The organism is Pauljensenia sp. 20925_1_25 (assembly GCF_041433955.1).
Taxonomy (GTDB): domain Bacteria; phylum Actinomycetota; class Actinomycetes; order Actinomycetales; family Actinomycetaceae; genus Pauljensenia.
Map to the genome: position 1 here is coordinate 14,910 of NZ_JAPWCL010000012.1, position 17,106 is coordinate 32,015.

Here is a 17,106-nt window from a genome sequence, read left to right on the forward strand (position 1 = left end):
CAGCGCATGAGTAACATCAACAACGTCTTCGCGCGCCAGCCCGGAGCCGTACAAGTGCCCGCTTCGGCGCACGCCTGGGATCACACGGCTGTTCCAGTACAGACCCCGGGGAAACACCCGTTCTCGCGGCCCCCACACCTCCCGGCGCATGCCTCACGCCACGGATGCCTGGTCACCTACGGCCAGATACTGGTGGAACAAGTCAGGGCTTCCTACAATGCCCGGGTCCGAACCTCCTCCGTCATCCTGATCACCATCTCGCTGCTGAGCATCTTTTTCTGCTTCATCATCCTGTCCGGCGCATGCCTGCCAGCCGCGCGAGCGCAGGTACGCGCCGCAGTCGACTACCGCGTCCCCGAGCCCGCCATCAAGCTCGCCCGGACCACCTTCTATGTTGTGCTCGCGTGCTTCGTCGTCGACCTGGCTGCCCTCATCGCCTTCATTATCTGGTTGTTCGGCTGACCGCGCACCCCAACCCTGGCCTCCTCCCCGAGGAACCCGCGCCCCGGCCTCGTCCCCGAACCTCACGACCCGGCCACCGCGCGAACCCCGACGCGCGTGGATGCGCCTGTAAACTTGACGTATGACTCCCCGATACGAAGCCCCCGCGCGCTCGATTTCCGGAACCGACGCTGACCTGCTCGATCAGCTCCGATACGCGGACGGGAGACCCTACGGGTTCTACAAGAACGCCCTCGGTGCCTGGGATTACGGCGACTTCACCCTCGCCATAGACCACGTGCAGGCCGACCCCTACGCCCCGCCCTCATCCCTGCGCGCCTGGACCCGACCCGAGGCCATGGGCCTGCCCGAGGCCGCCCTGGCCTCGCCCGACGCACGCCTCGCAGCCGGGGACTTCATCGCCCGTGCCTTCGACGAGGCTATCCGCGCCCGCGGCGCGCGCGACGTGTCCATCGCCCGTGCCGGTGCCCTCATCCTCCAACGCTCCTACGCGACCGTCCTGCCCGACCGAGTCGAAGTACGATTCCAGGTCAAACTCCCCGCGCGCGGACGCACCATCCTCGGTAAGAGCGCCGCACGCCTCTTCGACGTGGACGTGCCCAACATCATCATGGACTGCTTCGACTTCGTCTCCGAAGACCCGGCCACCACCCGCAAGCGCTCCCGCCTCCTCGGCCACGTCGCCGCCTACGAAGACTACCGCGCCCTCCAGGGCATCCTCGAAGACCGCGGCTGGGTATCCTTCGTCGCCGACGAGGCCATGCTCGCGCGACGCTCCGGCGTGTCCGAAGCACCCCTGGCCGGGGACGGCGTCGTCGCCTTTACCGCCCCCGAATCCCTGCGCGCCACCGTCACCCTGCCGCACGCCGGCGAGGTGTCCGGCATGGCGATCCCCCCGGGCCTCACCCTCATCGTGGGCGGCGGCTACCACGGCAAATCCACGCTCCTCGAAGCCATCGCCCAAGGCGTGTACGCGCACGTGCCCGGCGACGGCCGCGAACTCGTCGCCACCGACCCCACCGCCACGAAGGTGCGCGCCGCCGACGGCCGAGCCGTCACCGGCGTCGACATCTCACCCTTTATCACCCACCTGCCCGGCGGTGCCGACACCACGTCCTTCTCCACCGAAAACGCATCCGGATCCACCTCACAGGCCGCCTCCATCATCGAATCCCTCGAGCTGGGCGCACGCACACTCCTCATCGACGAAGACACCTCCGCCACCAACCTCCTCATCCGCGACACCCGCATGCGCGACCTCGTCGCCGCCGACAAAGAACCCATCACGCCCCTCGTCGACCGCGTCACCTCCCTCACCGAGGCCGGGATCTCCCTCATCATGGTCGTCGGCGGCTCCGGAGCGTTCCTCGACGCCGCCGACCGGGTCCTCATGATGGACAACTACCACTGCCTCGACGTCACCTCCCGCGCGCGCACAGTCGTAGCCAACCTGCCGCGCCCCCGCACCGACGCCCCCACCAGCTGGGAGGCAGCACCCCGCGTACCCGCCGCGAAAGCCCGCGTGGACCGCCCACGCACCAAAGCCTCGGGCACGTCCGTGCTGACCATCGACCGATCAACCATCGACATCTCCGACGTCGCCGCCGTCGTCGACCCCGGGCAGGCCGAGGCCATCGCCTGGTGCGTGCGCGGCGTCCTCGAGGAGATGACCGGCAAACAGTCGATGCCCGACCTCATGGCCAAGCTCGGCCGACGCCTCGCCTCCGAAGGCCTGGACGCCGTCTGCAAGTTCGGTGCCCGCTCCTACCCGGCGTTCCTGGCGCGCCCGCGCCTCATCGACGTGGGTGCGGCCATCAACCGCTACCGCGGCCTGGCCCTGCGCGAGCCGCGCGGCGAGGTTGTTGCGGGCGAGGTTTCCGAGTCGTAGGCGCTGCCGGGCGCCCGCTGGGTCGGGCTGCTTGGTGTGCCTGTGCCCGTGGGCGGCGGCCCGCCCGCTTGCTGGGTCGGGTTGCTTGTGGCCCCACGGGTGTTCCGGGCGCCGGAGGGCCCGGCCGCCCGCGAGGCTGGGCGACCTCACTTCGTTCGGCGCCGCGCCTCGAAGCCCGCCCTGGCCCTCCGGTCCCTCCGGCGCCCTCCACACCGGCGGCGCTGTATCGCTGTGCGTGGCCGGGCGCGTCGGCTCGTTGTCCGGCCAGGCCCTGCCGCCGCCCACGGGCACCGCAGCCTGGCCCTCCGTGCCCTCCGGTGCCCTCCACACCGGCGGCGCCTGGTGTGCGGTGTTACTGGTGGTGCCGCTAATGTTCCGGGCGCCTTCGGGTCCGGCTGCCCGTGCCCTCCGGTCCCTCCGGTGCCCTCCATGCCGGTGGGGCAGGTTGTTGACGTGTGGTTCGGTGCGTCGTCTCGTTGTCTGGCCAGGCCCTGCCGCCGCCCACAGGAAGCGCAGCTAGGCCCCGCTGGTGTTCCGGGCGCCGGAGGGTCCGGCCGCCCGCGAGGCTGGGCGACCTCACTTCGTTCGGCGCCGCGCCTCGAAGCCCGGCCAGGCCCTCCGGTCCCTCCGGCGCCCTCCACACCTGTGGGGTTGTGGTGAATGATGCGGATCGGTGCGTCGTTTCCGATGTCCGGCCGGGCTCCGTCGCCCACGGACGCTGTGGCAATCCCGTAGGCCTTGCTGCTGTCTCCATATTGGCGGTGTTGGGGATGGATGCGCCCAAAGTGCAGACCACTTCGGTGAAATTGAGTGAATTTGGGGTGTTTTGGGCGAGGTGGTCTGCGATTTGGGCGCACTGTGGTCGAGACTGCGACGAACGGGGCAACGGTGGACACCTGCGGGGATCTCTTCAAGTCGGGGAGAACGGACGATGTGCAGATGTGGGTCGGATCCCGTCCCCGGTTACGTCCGGTAACCTCGCCCGAAGCCCCGAAGCCCCGAAGCCCCGAAGCCCCGAAGCCCCGAAGCCCCGAAGCCCCGAAGCCCCGAAGCCCCGAAGTCCCAAAGCCAGTATGAGACGTAGCCTTGCGCGACTCGAACTAGCTGTGTTCGAGCAGCGCCCGGATCTGCGCGAGGACTTCCTCGGGGTGGGCCAGTGCCTCCCATCGGAAACGGCGGATACGCCAGCCCTGCGCTTCGAGCAGTCGCTGACGGCGCTCCTCGGCCTCGATGGAGCGGTGGACGGAGTCAATGTCGGAGCCGTACTTGCCTCGACCGTCGAATTCGATGCCGATCCGGTGCTCCGGAATGGCTACGTCGATGAAGTACCACTTGTTCGAGGCTAACACTGGGTATTGAGTTTCCAAACCCTGCAGGCCGCTTTGCACCAGCAGGTAGAGCAGGCGCGATTCCCCAGCACTGTCGCACCCCGCGTCCGCGTGAGCGAGCACCCAGCGCGCGGAAGTCACATGCTTCGTCCCCTGACCCGAGGAGGTGATCATGTGCAGCAGGCGCATACGGTTGTGCTCCTCGCGTTGCCGAGAATCGTCCCGGTAGAAGCGCCTGTATCGCGCCAGTTCGTGCAAACCCGCGCATGCGACGACAAATGCCTCCTCCCGGTCGAGTGCTAGCGCGCAGTCAATGATCGTATCCTCGAGCGTCGCGCCCATGATGTCCCCGTCGTAGCGATTCATCGCCGGTGATCGTCCTCCTCGCGGCCGGTGTGGGCGCACCGTGACCGCCGGGATATGGAGTGGACCCGAGTGAATCTCCGGGAGTGGGATCGGGCGCGGGTGCTGGTCGGAAACCGTGGTGACGTGGAGTGGGTGCTGGTGCAGAAGTGGCAGGCCCCGGAGCCATGCGGCGGTTGGTCCGGACACGATGAGGTGGGGATGCTTGTGCTGCAGGGCGAGCAGCCGTGCAAGTGCGACGATGACGGGTGGCTCGGAATGCGCGGTGATAGTCGCGGCGTCGAGGTAGTAGCCGGGAGCGATCCTCACCAGCTCGCCCAGCTGAGCACGCCGAGCGAGTCGACGGCGCTCAGCGTTGTTCGCACCTGTGGTGGAGTATGCGTGCGCCGCAATGGTGTAGATCGTATGCGCATCCATTGTGTCTCCTTCGACGTGCTTCCAATTGTACGGTGTGCGCCCAAAGCGCAGACCACTTCGGTGGAATTGGGTGAATGTGGGGTGTTTTGGGCGAGGTGGTCTGCGTTTTGAGCGCATGAGTGGTGCGGATGCGAGGCCGGGGTGCCTGGTGGGGGCCGGGCAGCGTGGTGTACCCGTGGGTTGCGTGCAGTTTGGCGAATGTGGGCAGATCGGATGGGGGACGAGGCCGGGGTGCCTGTTGGGTATGAAGGGTGTGGTTGGGCGTGGGGCGGATGTGGCTGGGCGTTGGTTTCGCCCCCGTCCCTGAGTCCCCTGACCCCGGCATGGTTTCCCGCACATGTCGCATGTGATTTCCATATAAACCTTGCAAACGCTGAGGTGGGATCGTTGGAATCGCAACGTTTGTGGAGGTTAATGAAAACTGGCCAAGGGAAGCTACGTGCGACTTTTCTGGGGGAGTGCCGTATGTGTAGACCGATCCTGAGCCTGAATCTCGTTCCTTCACGCTGAATGGCACTCGAATAACGCGGGACTCATACCGTGCCCGGAGGACACGTCGGCTCCGGAACCCGGAATGCCCCGAAGACACCCCGGGTGGTCTCGGGGATCAATCAGGGGAAACCTCCGTAGCGAAGACACAAGCTGACCATGCAGTATGTATACATGAACACGAACACGACAATCGCACAGGCCACCGCGGCCACCCAAGAGGCCCCGGCCTCGTCCATCGTCCGACTCCAGGGCGTCTCCAAGATCTACGGAAACGGCGACGCGCAGGTGCGCGCCCTCGACGACGTGAGCGTCGGCTTCGGTGCCGGCGAATTCACCGCCATCATGGGTCCCTCCGGCTCCGGCAAGTCCACGATGATGCACATCCTCGCCGGCCTCGACGCCCCCACCTCCGGGCACGTCTTCGTCGAAGACACCGACATCACCGCCCTGAAAGACACCGCGCTGACCAAGCTGCGCCGCGACCGCATCGGCTTCGTGTTCCAGTCCTTCAACCTGGTGCCCACACTGGACGCACGATCCAACATCCTCCTGCCCATGCGCCTCGCAGGAAAGACCCCCGACAAGGACTGGTTCGACCTGATCGTCAACTCCCTGGGCATCGCAGACCGCCTGAATCACCGCCCCTCTGAAATGTCCGGCGGCCAGCAGCAGCGCGTCGCTGTCGCCCGAGCGCTCATGAGTCGTCCCGCCGTCATCGTCGCGGACGAACCCACCGGCAACCTCGACTCGCACTCCACCACAGAGGTCATGGACCTGCTGCGCTGCGCCGTCGACGAACTCGGTCAGAGCGTCATCATGGTCACCCACGACACCGGCACCGCCGCCTACGCGGATCGCGTCCTCGTGTGCCGCGACGGTCGCATCGTCTCCGACCTGCGCGACGTCACCGCCGATACTCTGACCGCGGCGCTGCGCTGAACGCGTCCCCACACTGTTCCCAAGGCTCACCTCATGTCTGCAACAAACTCACTCCTGAGCGCCAACCTGCGCTCCCACGGCCGCCGTTACATCTCGACGGGCCTGGCCGTCGCTATTTCCACAGCCTTCATCGTCATCACTCTTATCGTCATGGCGGCGATGACGTCGAGCTTGACCTCCGGCGTCTACAGCCAGTATCAAGGCGGCACGATCGTCGTCTCCCAAGACAACGACGCGCCTGAGGGTACCATCGAGAGCGCTGAAAAAGCCCTGAAGGACACTAACGGCGTTACTGCCATCAAGCACATGGCCCAGTTGCCCGTCGTCGCCCAGACCGACACGACGCGCGGGGGCCTCTACGTCTCGCCGCTGGCCCCCAAACCCTTCGCCGAGCCGGTTCTGAGCGCCGGAACGGCCCCGACCGCCGACGACCAGATCATCATCCCGGAGTCCACGGCCTCGTCCCTCTCGCTGAAGGTCGGCGACACTCTGAAAGTGCGCTCTGGATTCACCGAGGGCGACTACCGCACCCTCACCATTGTCGGCACCACGCGCTCGAACACGATCAGCATGGGCATTCCCGCCAGCTACGTGACCGACGGCGGCTTCTCCGCGATCTTTGGGAGCACCGCGTCTGGGAAGTTCATTGTCGCGACCAGTGGAACGGACGCAGACAGCAACGAAAACCCTCCGGAGGCCACCCAAGACGAGTGGGTGGCGAAGGCGAACTCCGCGCTCAGCGACATTTCGGGCGTGAGTGTGACCAGCGTGCGCGAGGCGATCACGAAGGACCTGGATCAGGCGCGCCTGGGGGCATCGGTGACGACGGGGATCATGCTGATCTTCCCGGCGATCGCGGCACTCGTGGCCTCTATCGTCGTCTCCTCGACCTTCCGCGTCGTGCTCACGCAGCGCACCCGCGAGCTGGCGTTGCTGCGCACGCTCGGGGCGACCAGGCGTCAGGTCCGCTCGCTCGTGACCCGCGAGGCCTTCGCGATCGGAGCGATCTCGTCGGCGATTGGCGTCGTGGTCGGCTGGATGATTGGCGCGCTCGCGGTGGTGGAAAGCGGCCTGGGCACTAGCATCGCCGAGGTCTTGGTCGGAGTCTCCGTCTGGCAGCTTGCCCTCACGTGGCTGGGTGCGACCCTGTTCACGACTCTGGTCGGTGTCTTCCCGGCGCGCGCGGCCTCCCGCGTCGCCCCTATCGCGGCCCTCGCGCCCGTGAACGAGGCCGGGGCTGGGTCCCGGAAGAAGCACACCCTGCGCTTCATCCTCGGAGTCCTCGTCGCTGCGTCGGGTAGCGCGCTCGTTGCGTACGCGTGGCGCTTGGATAGTGCCAGCCAGAAGTTCATGCTGTCCTTCGGCGGAGCGCTCGTGGCCCTCCTCGGTGCGGTGGTCGCGGTCTCCGTCCTGCTGCCCGCTCTTACTCGGGCGTTTGGCGTGGTCTTCCCTGGCATGCTGTCCGCCATGGCCCGTGAGAACACGATGCGCAACCCCGGTCGCACCTCCGCGACTGGCTCGGCGATCCTCATCGGTGTGACCCTCGTCGTCACCATCATGGTGGGTGCGGCCTCCGTGCGCACTACCCTGACGAATGCCGTGAATGACGCCCGTCCCTTCGATCTCATTGCTGTGTCTACGACCGGGGAACTCACTGACGACCAGCAGGCGGCCATCGCGGCCACCGACGGTGTTGCCGCCACCGTCGCCCAGTACGCCGCCCCCGGCGTCCTGACCCTGGCGCCAAGTGCCTCCGCCTTCGAACCGGCAGAGGGTAGTGGTGCGGTGGAGCCTGGCATGACGTTGCCCGTCATGATCACCGGTGAACCCAACTACACGGGCGTCACTCACTCGACCGTCACTCAGATGGGCGACGACGAGGTGCGCGTCGGCGACAAGGCCCTGGCAGGGCAGATGCTGCGCCTGTGCGCCGACACGTGCACGGACCTGAGCGCCGCGTACGACAAGGACCTCAGCGACGGGGACACCCGGGTCTCCGAGAAGACCTTGCGTTCCATCGTGACCTCACCCGAGCGTCAGGCGATCATTATTAAGCTGGCCGATGGGGCCGACGTCGAGGCTGTCCAGAGCACGCTGCTCAAGGACTCGCAGCTCAGCGTCAACGGCTCCGCCCTGGAGCGCCAGATGTACACGAAGGTCATTGACCAGATGATGATGGTCCTCGTCGGGCTGCTCGGCGTGTCCGTCGTCGTGTCCCTGGTCGGCGTCGCCAACACCCTGTCCCTGTCGGTGGCCGAACGTACCCGCGAGAACGGTCTGCTGCGCGCGCTGGGTCTGACGCGACGCCAGATGAAGAGCCTCCTCGCCCTCGAGGCGCTGTTCCTGTCCCTGACCGGCGCGTTGATCGGTGTTGGCCTGGGCATCGCCTTCGGGTGGGTCGGTGTCATGAGCCTGCCCATCGAGGGAGCAACGGCTGTGATGAGCGTGCCGTGGCTGCAGCTGGTCGGCGTGTGTGCCGTCGCGATTGTCTCCGCTCTGGTCGCCTCGTGGCTGCCGGGACGTCGGGCAGCGAAGGTCAGCCCCTCGGAGGCGCTGGCGACCGAGTGAGTGCCGGTTGAATGGCGGGCGGGGCGCTGTGGGTATGATCCACAGCGCCCCGCCCGCGTCAGCGTGCGCTTCGCGTCAGCGTGCGATCCTCCTGCGGGCCGCGCGGGTCGCCAGCGATGAGGCGATTAGGGCTGCCGAGGCCGCTAGGTACGGGTACAGTCCCGGCCCACCCGAAAGAGGCAGGGTCGGGGCCTCCCTGTCGGCGACCATGATCGTGGCCGTGAACTTGCCGTCGATGATCATGCCCTGCACGTCCAACGTCAGGTCGTTGTAGCCGGAGTTGTAGACCTGGACGGAGGCCTTCGTCCACTTGTTCTGGTCGAAGATCTCCGTGTCGGGCATGACGTTCGTGCCCGTGCCGTCGGCCAGCTGCGCGCTCAGGGTGAAGCCGATTGGCTGGGGTAGGAGCAGGTGGCCGTCGGGGGCCTTGGTTTCGACCAGCCAGTACTTCTTATCCGTCGCCAGCGTCGTCACCTTCCAGTAGTACGGGAAGTCGCCGGTGTTCGACGCATCCAGCGTCAGGACCGGGGTGGCCGACCCGTTGACGCGCGGGTCCACGTCGTAGATCGCGAACTCGGAGCCAGCCAGTGGATAGTAGGAGTAGCCCTGCGCGTCTATGTACTCGTTGGCGATTTCGGGCCACTGGAGGTTCGTGAACTGGCGGCCGGCCTTCGCGATGATGACCGTGCGCACGCGGACCGGGCCGCACACCTTGTTGTTATCTGAGCCGTCCGAATCTCGATCCGACGCGGCGATCACCTCGCTGTAGAGGCCGTACCCCGAGCGCGGAGCCCCCAGGTAGCGGCACGAGAAGCGTGACTCGTCGACGGTCGGTGCCTCCGAGCGCGTCACGTTTATGCGCACCCAGTACTCGCGCGACGAGTTCGCGGGCAGCGGGTCGCCGCCCGTGATCTGGTAGCGCCCGCCCGCGCCGCTCAGCTCGGTCGCGGCGTCCAGGCCGTCCTGTGTGGCGGCCACGCGCACCGAGTTGATCGTCAGACCGGAGGGGAAGCCGGGCGCGACCTGCAAGGCCCCCGTGTCCGAGTCCAGCGATCCGCTGTTCGTGGCCGTCACCTTGTAATCCACGTCGAAGGTCACGGACCCGTTCTCGCCGCCGTTTGCCACGAGTTCCTGCTTGACGCTCACGTCCGCGCTCTTCGCGTGGTTCGTGAACGTGCAGTCAATCGTCTGCGCGGCCGCGCTCGCCACCGCTCCGACACCCGCGAAATTCACGCTCTTCGTGTCGGTGTCCACGGTCGCTGCCACGGCCTCGCCCGCGCCATTCACGCACGAGATCGACTCAAGCGTCCACTCGTCGTCCGGCGCGTCCGGGCTGGTCACGCCGCTTTCCGTGATCGTGAAGTCCGAGTGCCCCACCAGGAACGCCTGGTACGAGGCCATGGACCCCTTCTTGTCTGCGCCGACCCCGGTGGGGGTGATGGTCTGGTTGAAGGAGCCGTCCTGGACCCAGCCGGACACCGCCGTGCCGTCCGGCGTCGTCGACGAGGCCGTGGCACCGGCCGGCGCGTCAACCGCGTCGCGGGTCGCCGTGGAGGTGAAGGTTGCCGACGGCTGGGTCGCGTACGTGCGGCCGCCGTCCGTGGTGATGACCTTGTGGATGCGCACGTAGCGCTCTTGCGTGATCGAGGCATACAGGCACGCGAAGCTCATGTTGAGTTCCGGCGTGCTCATGGACGTGACGGGCTGCGCGCCCTCCGGGGGAGCCGCCGGGCACGAGGCGCTGCGGCCGTTGTCTGTGAAGCCCCAGATCGTCATGCGGTAGCGGATCCCGTCCTTCTCCCACACCGTGTCGGGCAGTGTGGAGGTGGAGATGGAGACCGTGTCGTTCGAGGCCGGGGTGCGCAGGGAGATATCGACGGCGTCCGGCCAGTCGTTCTCCGCACGCTGCGCTTTCGCCCAGCCCGCGGTCTGGTCGATGTGGCCCTTCTGTCCCTTGTTGTACAGGTCGTGCGTGCCGTTTCCAGCGCCGACGTGCTGGGCGCACACGGTCTTACCTGTCAGCCACTGGTCGGTATTGCGGCCCTCTGGGTTGTAGAGGCGTGCCGGTCCCGTGAACTTCCCGCCGATCTTGCGGCGGCGTCCGTTCGCGGCCACCGATCCGTCAGGGTTCGTGTCGCACACGCTGTTGGCGACGATGGTGTAGGCACCGCCCGCGCGCGGCACGACCGTCGTCTCCGTGTCGTCCTGGGACTCCTCAACGTCCCACGGGATCGCCCCCTGCATGGCGAAACCGTCACCCTGGATGCGCAGGTTCAGGTCTCCGTGGAAATACCGCTGCGGACCCACATCGGTCAGTGTCTTCTCGTTCCTGCCCGTGCCTCGCTCCAAGTTGTTGAAAATCGGCAGGTTGTTGTTGCGCAGCGTGCCCAGCAGGAAGGGTTTGCCGGCTGCGACCGTGCCCGGCGAGGCCGGCTGGAAGCCCACCGCCGTCTGCTTCCACGGCGCGATCTTGCCCTGGTTCGTCGTCTGGTTGTTGTAGAAGATGACGCCGTTCTCCGCCGGGTTTTCGCCCCACGGCAGCGAGCGCGTCGTGTAGCTCCAGTAGCCCTGCGACGCCAGGGAGGATTCCAGCCACTGGGCGCGCTTCCAGCCCGTCCCCTCCTGCAGCGAGCCGCCTGGCCACGGCCCCCACTGGTCCAGGGGCTTGACCCAGCCGTCGCGCGACCACATGTTCGGCTTGTAGGTCTCCATGTAGGCGTATCGGTCCACCTGGTTGCGCGTGTCTTCGACCGTGCCGTAGTAGACCAGGCGGCGGAAGTTGTAGTCCCACACGCCCGGCTCGTCGCTGGGGTCGATGAACGGGTACGTGCGCTCCGTCGGCGAATTATTGACGACCGAATCCGTGAAAATCGAGGCCACGTTCGTGATCGTGAAGGTCGCTGCACCCTCGGGTTCCTGGGCAGCCTGCGCGGGCTGCGCGGTGGGGGTCGCGACCGCGAGGCCTCCCACCGCCATCACCGCCGCGCACGTTCCGGCCAGGGCGCGCAGGAATTGCGGTGCGTGGTGGTCTACGTGGGTGCCGGCGTCGTTCCCTGCCGGGGTGCCCGCCGTGGGGGCGGTGCCCCGCGAGGCGTTTCGGTCGTGTGTGTCTGTCAGTCCCATGCCTACTCCGTCGCGGCGGGTCATTGTGCCCGCTGGTTATCGCCAAACTAACTGATGACAATGCTATCTGTGTCGGCGGGCGCCTGCAAACATTTGTCACAGCAGGGCGGTTTTCGGAGTAATCGGATAGTCAGGAGTCGTAGTAAAACGAGTATTATCAGGATATTTCTATGCGTTTGTGGGATGCGTTGCATATTTGACATGTGGAGCACATGGTGCCCCGGCGGGGGAGTGTTAGCGACTTGTCAGTGGTGCTTGTTCCCCGATCCCGACCGAGCCTGGCTAGCACTCGACGACGTTGACGGCCAGGCCTCCCTCCGAGGTCTCCTTGTACTTCGAGAGCATGTCGTTGCCGGTCTGGCGCATCGTCTCGATGACGACGTCCAGGCTCACCATGTGCCGCCCGTCGCCCCACAGCGCCATGCGCGCAGCGTTAATAGCCTTCACGGCGGCAATCGCGTTGCGCTCGATGCACGGCACCTGCACGAGGCCCGCCACCGGGTCACAGGTCAGCCCCAGCGAGTGCTCCATCGCGATCTCGGCCGCGTTCTCCACCTGCTGCGGGGTGCCGCCCAGCGCCTGGGCCAGGCCGGCCGCCGCCATCGCCGAGGCCGACCCGACCTCGCCCTGGCAGCCGACCTCGGCACCTGCGATGGACGCGTTCGTCTTGATCAGCGCGCCGATGGCCGTGGCGGCCAGCAGGAACTCGTGCACGAGGGCTCGGCGGCGCGCCGCGCACTCCTCCACGGACGAGGCCGTGGCCTCGTCGCCGGAATCCGTGCACTCCGCCAGCGAGTCGGCAGAAGTAGCAGGTGTCATGCGGATGTGGCGCAGCGGCTGGACTGCCCCGTCCTCCGTGGCAGGACCCGCTGCCACACCCGGCACCGAACCCGTCTCCGGGCAGTGCGTCACCAGGTAGCCCAAGACCGCCGGGATGACGCCCGCCGCCCCGTTCGTTGGTGCCGTCACCACGCGGTGGCCGGCCGCGTTCTCCTCGTTCACAGCCAAGGCGAACAGGTTGACCCAATCCATCGCTCGCATGGGATCCGCCGTCGTCGACGCCCACGCAGCGCCCGCCGCGCGACGACCGCTCGAGCCAGCCCCGGCCTCGTCCATCGACTCCACAGGCGATGCGGGGATGCCCGTCAAGCGCTGGGCGAGTTTTCCGGCGAGCGCTCGGGCGCGGCGCGGCACATCCAAGCCGCCTGGGAGAATGCCTGCCGCCGACGTGCCCGCGTCCACGCAGTCGAACATTGTGTCCGCGATGCGATCCAGGTAGGCGTTGAGCGTGTCGCGTGGGCGCACCGCCTCCTCATTCGTACGCACGAGGTCCGCGATGCTCAGGCCGGCCTCGTCGCACTGGGCGAGCAGCTTTGCCGCCGACGCGAAGGGGTGCGGTGCCGGAATGTCGATGCCGACGCCCGCCTGGCTGGAGGCGAGAGAGGAGACCTCGGGATCCTGCGGGTCGTCGTTCGTCTGCAGCATGACGAAGCCACCGCCCACCGAGTAATAGGTGCGCTGGAGGATGACGTCGCCGTCCTGGCTGGTGGCCGTGATCGTCAGCGCGTTCACGTGATAGGGCAAGACCGTGCGTGGGACGAAGCGGATGTCCTCGGCGATATTCAGGGGAATGCGCGTGCCGCTCGGCAGCGTGAGCGTGCCCGTGCGCGCCAGCGTCGGCAGAATCGCCTCCACCGTGTCGATATCCACCGTCTCTGGGTCGTAACCCGCCAAACCTAGGAGGACCGCGCGGTCCGTTGAGTGGCCTCGGCCCGTCGCGCCCAGTGAGCCGAACAGGTCAATCGTGATGTGTGACGGCGGCGTCAGCGCCGTCAGCTCCGTCGTGAACGCGAGTCCCGCGCGCATCGGCCCCACCGTGTGCGACGACGACGGCCCGATCCCAATGCGGAACATGTCGAACACCGACAGTGGGTGCGGCGCGTCGTGCGCGGCGACCTCACCCGAGACGATAGCGGCGGGCGTGGGACGCGACGGGTCGTAAGCGGTAACGGGCGCGCCAAGCGCGACGGGGCGAAGATCCATGCGCCCTATTGTGCAGGTGCTCGGCTCCTCGCGCGTGACGAGGCCGGGGTAGGGAGGGTGAGAAGGTAGTGAGTGGGAGGTTGGGGGCGGTGTGTGTTCGATGCAGTGTGGGCGTCCAGGGCCTTCGGGAGTGGGGTGACGGGGCGTGCGGTATTGTTTGTGCGAGGGTGTCAAGTTGCGTCTAGTTCCGCATTTTGATTTGTTGCCAGCCGTTAAAAATGGCAAAGCAACGATGTATGTTGCGCCGATTTAAATTGATACCATCTGGTAAAACAGCGAATTCTTGCGGAAATAGACCTTGACTGTTATTCTGTAACGTAAGATACGAGGAAGGTAGTGAAAATCGGGTTGCGTTTTTCAGTAACTGCATCGTAGGCTGGGCGTCATCAAGGTTGTGGAAAAACTGAACCGGACATCCCACCGGCACCACAGCGAAGCAAGGGACCTGAGGAGAATGATCAATGGGAACGAGTCGAGCGCGCGCAGGACACGCGCGGCACACGCGAACAGGGTTCCTGACCCGCGCACTGGCCGCCCTGGCCGTCGCCGCTACCGCCGCCGGAACGATTGTCGCAACCCAGGTCACCACCCCCGAGGCAGCCCAGGCCGCCCAGGAGCCCGCCGCCGCCAAGATTGATGTCGGTGAGGTCTCTGCATGGATGGGTAAAGGCGTTACCAACAACTCCGAGACCGACACGACCACCGACTACAACAACTTCATTCGCTACGGCATCGTCAAGGGCATGACAGAGAATCGTGTGCGCACGGGCGATACTCCGACCACGACGACGCTCGGCGGTCCCTACGCGAAGGCGAACGACGCGTGGACCTACATTGCACGTGGTGCCCCGTGGAAATGGGATGAGCAGACCGCCGACTGGGGTGACTCCGCCGCCAGTAAGGCATGGATGCAGGCCCACTTCGAAAAGTGGAGGGACGCAGGCAGTAAGGCCATCTGGGTGAACGGCCAGTCGGCCATCGGCTTCAAGCCAAACGATCCCGGTCAGGTTGCCCCTGGACAGACCTTCCTGCTCGGCGCGATCCGTCACAACAACCTGCCGATTGGTGGTACCCAGCAAATTCAGCAGTACCTGCACTCGTCCCTCAATCTGCAGCTGACCGGGCTGATTCCCGGTGACACCGGTGAGTCGTACCCATTCGTCAATTACGAGTCTTTCAACACCTTGGCCTCGACGATCATCTACCGTAAAGGCGGTGCCTACGTCAAGACGGATGGCGTATCCGACTTCTGCTCTCCCCAGTTTGGTCGAAACGGCTGGGATGCCACCCAAAAAATCAACAACAAGTTCCCTCGTGACCTTGTTCTTTCTGGTGAAGCGGGTCGTCCCGGCTACACGGCCGCTGGTGACTTCATTGGTCCCGCCTACGAGCCGGATCTGGCCAACGCAGCCAATCCCTCACAGGGCTACGTTAATAAGCCCGAGTCTCGTTCCGGACGCATGTACTGCGTCAAGTACGTGGGTGAGGGCAACGGCGACTACGACCTGTACAGCCAGTACTACAACGGCGGTGCGGAGCAGCCTCACGACCAGCTGACGAAGGAACAGACCTTGCCTCGTACCTGGCCCGGTGCGAAGGGTAACGTCAACGAAAACCCGTACGTCTCCGATACCGTCAAGCTCACGAAGACTGCTTCGGACCGTACTTTCACGAAGAACGGTCGTACCTACCGTCTGCACCTGTGGGGTTTTGTCCCCGCGAACAATGCGACCAACTTTCTGACCCCGGAGAACTTCAACTCCATCCCGACGGCTGACTGCCCGGCGTCCCCCTCGGTAGACGCCAAGCGCACCGACACCTTCGTGACGCAGGAACTCTCGGTCAACTACGGCTGCCTCTACGGCGTCATCACCGAGGAACGAAGCGTGCGCATCGTGAAGTACGTCGAGGATCCCTCGAGCATGTACCCAACGATCCCCGCCGCCAACTTCACGGTGACCACCGGCGATACCTGGGCGGACAACACTGACCGCACCCCGGCGACGACCGGCACCGTGACCGTCACGAAGCCCACGGCCTCGTCCGCCCCAGCCAAGACCTCGTACATCTCCGCAGCCGACCCGGTCGCGACGCTGACCCCCACCGGCTTCGGTGCGGCGAACGCGAAGTACGACTCGACCTTCATCCCCTTCGAGGTCGGTAACTCCGACTTCACCATCACGGAGAAGGACATCAGCACCGGCGGCGACGACAAGTGGAACCTCAAGGACATCCAGTGCGTCAACGGCATCGGTGAAGACGTCGCCGTGACCAAGACCGAGCGCGGCGTCAACTTCAAGAACGTCGGCGGCGCAGCGTCCAACGAGGCAGCCCCCATCACCTGTACGTTCGTCAACGAGTATCAGTCCCCCGACCTGCACGTCGCGAAGACCATCGAGGTGAACGGCGGTGCCAACGGTGCCACCAGCTTCACCGTGGACTACAAGATCGTCGCCACCAACGACGGCACGCTCGCCGCCAACACCGGCAAGCTCACTGACAAGCCCGACTTCGCGAAGGGCCTGGAGATCCAGTCCGCGAAGATCGCCGAGACCCAGGCGGGCCTGGACACCGCGTCCGACGCCACCGCCACGGACGGCGTCTACACGCTGACCGACGGTGTCGATCTGGCTGCCGGAGCCTCCAAGGAATACTGGATCCGCTTCGCGGTCACCCGTAACCCCGCGGCAACCGGCTACAACGAGGCCGACCTGGCCTGCTCCGTCGATGGAAATGGTGTACGCGTCCCCGGCAAGGGCCTCTTCAACGAGGTTTTGGTCGACGACCGTAAGGACAGCGACGGCGACTACAACAACAAGGATTGTGGCCCGACCGTCCCCCACGACTTCGTCGTGCTCAAGGCCGGCACCCAGAACATGGGCGCCACGTTCACCGACCCGACGAACCAGTACACCTACGGCGACAACAACGACGCGATGTACCCCCTCAAGGGCGCAGAGTTCGCGATCTACAACGCCAACCCCAACACGGACGCCAACGCCACCGTGGTCAAGACCCTGACCCAGGCCACCGCGACCGACGGATACTACTGGAGCGTGGGCGACCTCAATATCGACACCCCCTACTGGCTGGTCGAAACCAAGGCCCCCGCAGGACACTCCCTCCTGCCCCAGCCCCTCGAGTTCAAGCTGACGACCGCCCGAGCCGACGGCTCCGGAACGACGGTTGAACTCGCGGCCGACGCAACCGACGCGGCCAAGTGGGCAAAGGGTGCCGCCCAGGCCTTCTCCTCCGAACTGAACACTAACTCCGTGGAGCAGGGCTTCGTCATCGACGGCACCAACAAGGCCACCCTGGTCGTCAAGGACACCGAGGTTGGCGAGCTGCCCAAGGCCGGCAGCACCGGAATCTTCCCCTACATCGGCGTCGCAACGGCGCTCATGTGCGGGGCGATGGTGATGACCGTGGTCACCACCAAGAGGCGCAAGGCATACGCCTGAGCCACCCATGAGGTCCCGTGAC

General features: G+C 66.0%; 8 protein-coding genes. 5 read left to right on the forward strand and 3 right to left on the reverse strand.

What is annotated here, in order from left to right; genetic code table 11:
* Positions 1-6: 6 nt before the first annotated feature.
* Complete coding sequence (locus O3932_RS06530) at positions 7-462, forward strand: hypothetical protein (RefSeq protein ID WP_371537110.1); 456 nt, start codon at positions 7-9, stop codon at positions 460-462.
* A gap of 121 nt (positions 463-583) precedes the next feature.
* Complete coding sequence (locus O3932_RS06535; protein WP_371537113.1) at positions 584-2,350, forward strand: P-loop domain-containing protein; 1,767 nt, start codon at positions 584-586, stop codon at positions 2,348-2,350.
* Positions 2,351-3,450: 1,100 nt separating this feature from the next.
* Here O3932_RS06535 and O3932_RS06540 read toward each other — a convergent pair.
* Complete coding sequence (locus O3932_RS06540; protein ID WP_371537116.1) at positions 3,451-4,458, reverse strand: DUF559 domain-containing protein; 1,008 nt, start codon at positions 4,456-4,458, stop codon at positions 3,451-3,453.
* 663 nt (positions 4,459-5,121) lie between these two features.
* Here O3932_RS06540 and O3932_RS06545 point away from each other — a divergent pair.
* Together O3932_RS06545 and O3932_RS06550 are read left to right on the forward strand one after the other, a co-directional pair.
* The gene (locus O3932_RS06545; RefSeq protein ID WP_371537118.1) at positions 5,122-5,889 is read left to right on the forward strand and encodes an ABC transporter ATP-binding protein; all 768 of its coding nucleotides are present in this window, start codon (positions 5,122-5,124) and stop codon (positions 5,887-5,889) included.
* 33 nt (positions 5,890-5,922) lie between these two features.
* Positions 5,923-8,457, forward strand: a complete 2,535-nt coding sequence (locus O3932_RS06550; RefSeq protein ID WP_371537120.1) for an ABC transporter permease — start codon at positions 5,923-5,925, stop codon at positions 8,455-8,457.
* A 75-nt stretch (positions 8,458-8,532) separates the two neighbouring features.
* On the opposite strand, the gene O3932_RS06555 is transcribed toward O3932_RS06550, so the two are convergent.
* Together O3932_RS06555 and O3932_RS06560 are read right to left on the reverse strand one after the other, a co-directional pair.
* Complete coding sequence (locus O3932_RS06555; protein ID WP_371537122.1) at positions 8,533-11,580, reverse strand: prealbumin-like fold domain-containing protein; 3,048 nt, start codon at positions 11,578-11,580, stop codon at positions 8,533-8,535.
* A 282-nt stretch (positions 11,581-11,862) separates the two neighbouring features.
* Positions 11,863-13,623, reverse strand: coding sequence for an L-serine ammonia-lyase, iron-sulfur-dependent, subunit alpha (locus O3932_RS06560; RefSeq protein WP_371537124.1), 1,761 nt, complete (start codon positions 13,621-13,623; stop codon positions 11,863-11,865).
* Positions 13,624-14,084: 461 nt separating this feature from the next.
* Between O3932_RS06560 and O3932_RS06565 the strand changes: the two genes are divergently transcribed.
* Positions 14,085-17,084: a prealbumin-like fold domain-containing protein gene (locus tag O3932_RS06565; protein ID WP_371537126.1), complete on the forward strand. Its 3,000-nt coding sequence runs from the start codon at positions 14,085-14,087 to the stop codon at positions 17,082-17,084.
* Positions 17,085-17,106: the final 22 nt, after the last annotated feature.

What these genes read in the sequence shown, in the direction of transcription:
- O3932_RS06530 (WP_371537110.1), top strand. Translation starts at nt 7, where the DNA reads ATGAGTAACATCAACAACGTCTTCGCGCGCCAGCCCGGAGCCGTACAA.
- O3932_RS06535 (WP_371537113.1), top strand. Translation starts at nt 584, where the DNA reads ATGACTCCCCGATACGAAGCCCCCGCGCGCTCGATTTCCGGAACCGAC.
- O3932_RS06540 (WP_371537116.1), bottom strand. Translation starts at nt 4,458, where the DNA reads ATGGATGCGCATACGATCTACACCATTGCGGCGCACGCATACTCCACC.
- O3932_RS06545 (WP_371537118.1), top strand. Translation starts at nt 5,122, where the DNA reads ATGAACACGAACACGACAATCGCACAGGCCACCGCGGCCACCCAAGAG.
- O3932_RS06550 (WP_371537120.1), top strand. Translation starts at nt 5,923, where the DNA reads ATGTCTGCAACAAACTCACTCCTGAGCGCCAACCTGCGCTCCCACGGC.
- O3932_RS06555 (WP_371537122.1), bottom strand. Translation starts at nt 11,580, where the DNA reads ATGGGACTGACAGACACACACGACCGAAACGCCTCGCGGGGCACCGCC.
- O3932_RS06560 (WP_371537124.1), bottom strand. Translation starts at nt 13,623, where the DNA reads ATGGATCTTCGCCCCGTCGCGCTTGGCGCGCCCGTTACCGCTTACGAC.
- O3932_RS06565 (WP_371537126.1), top strand. Translation starts at nt 14,085, where the DNA reads ATGGGAACGAGTCGAGCGCGCGCAGGACACGCGCGGCACACGCGAACA.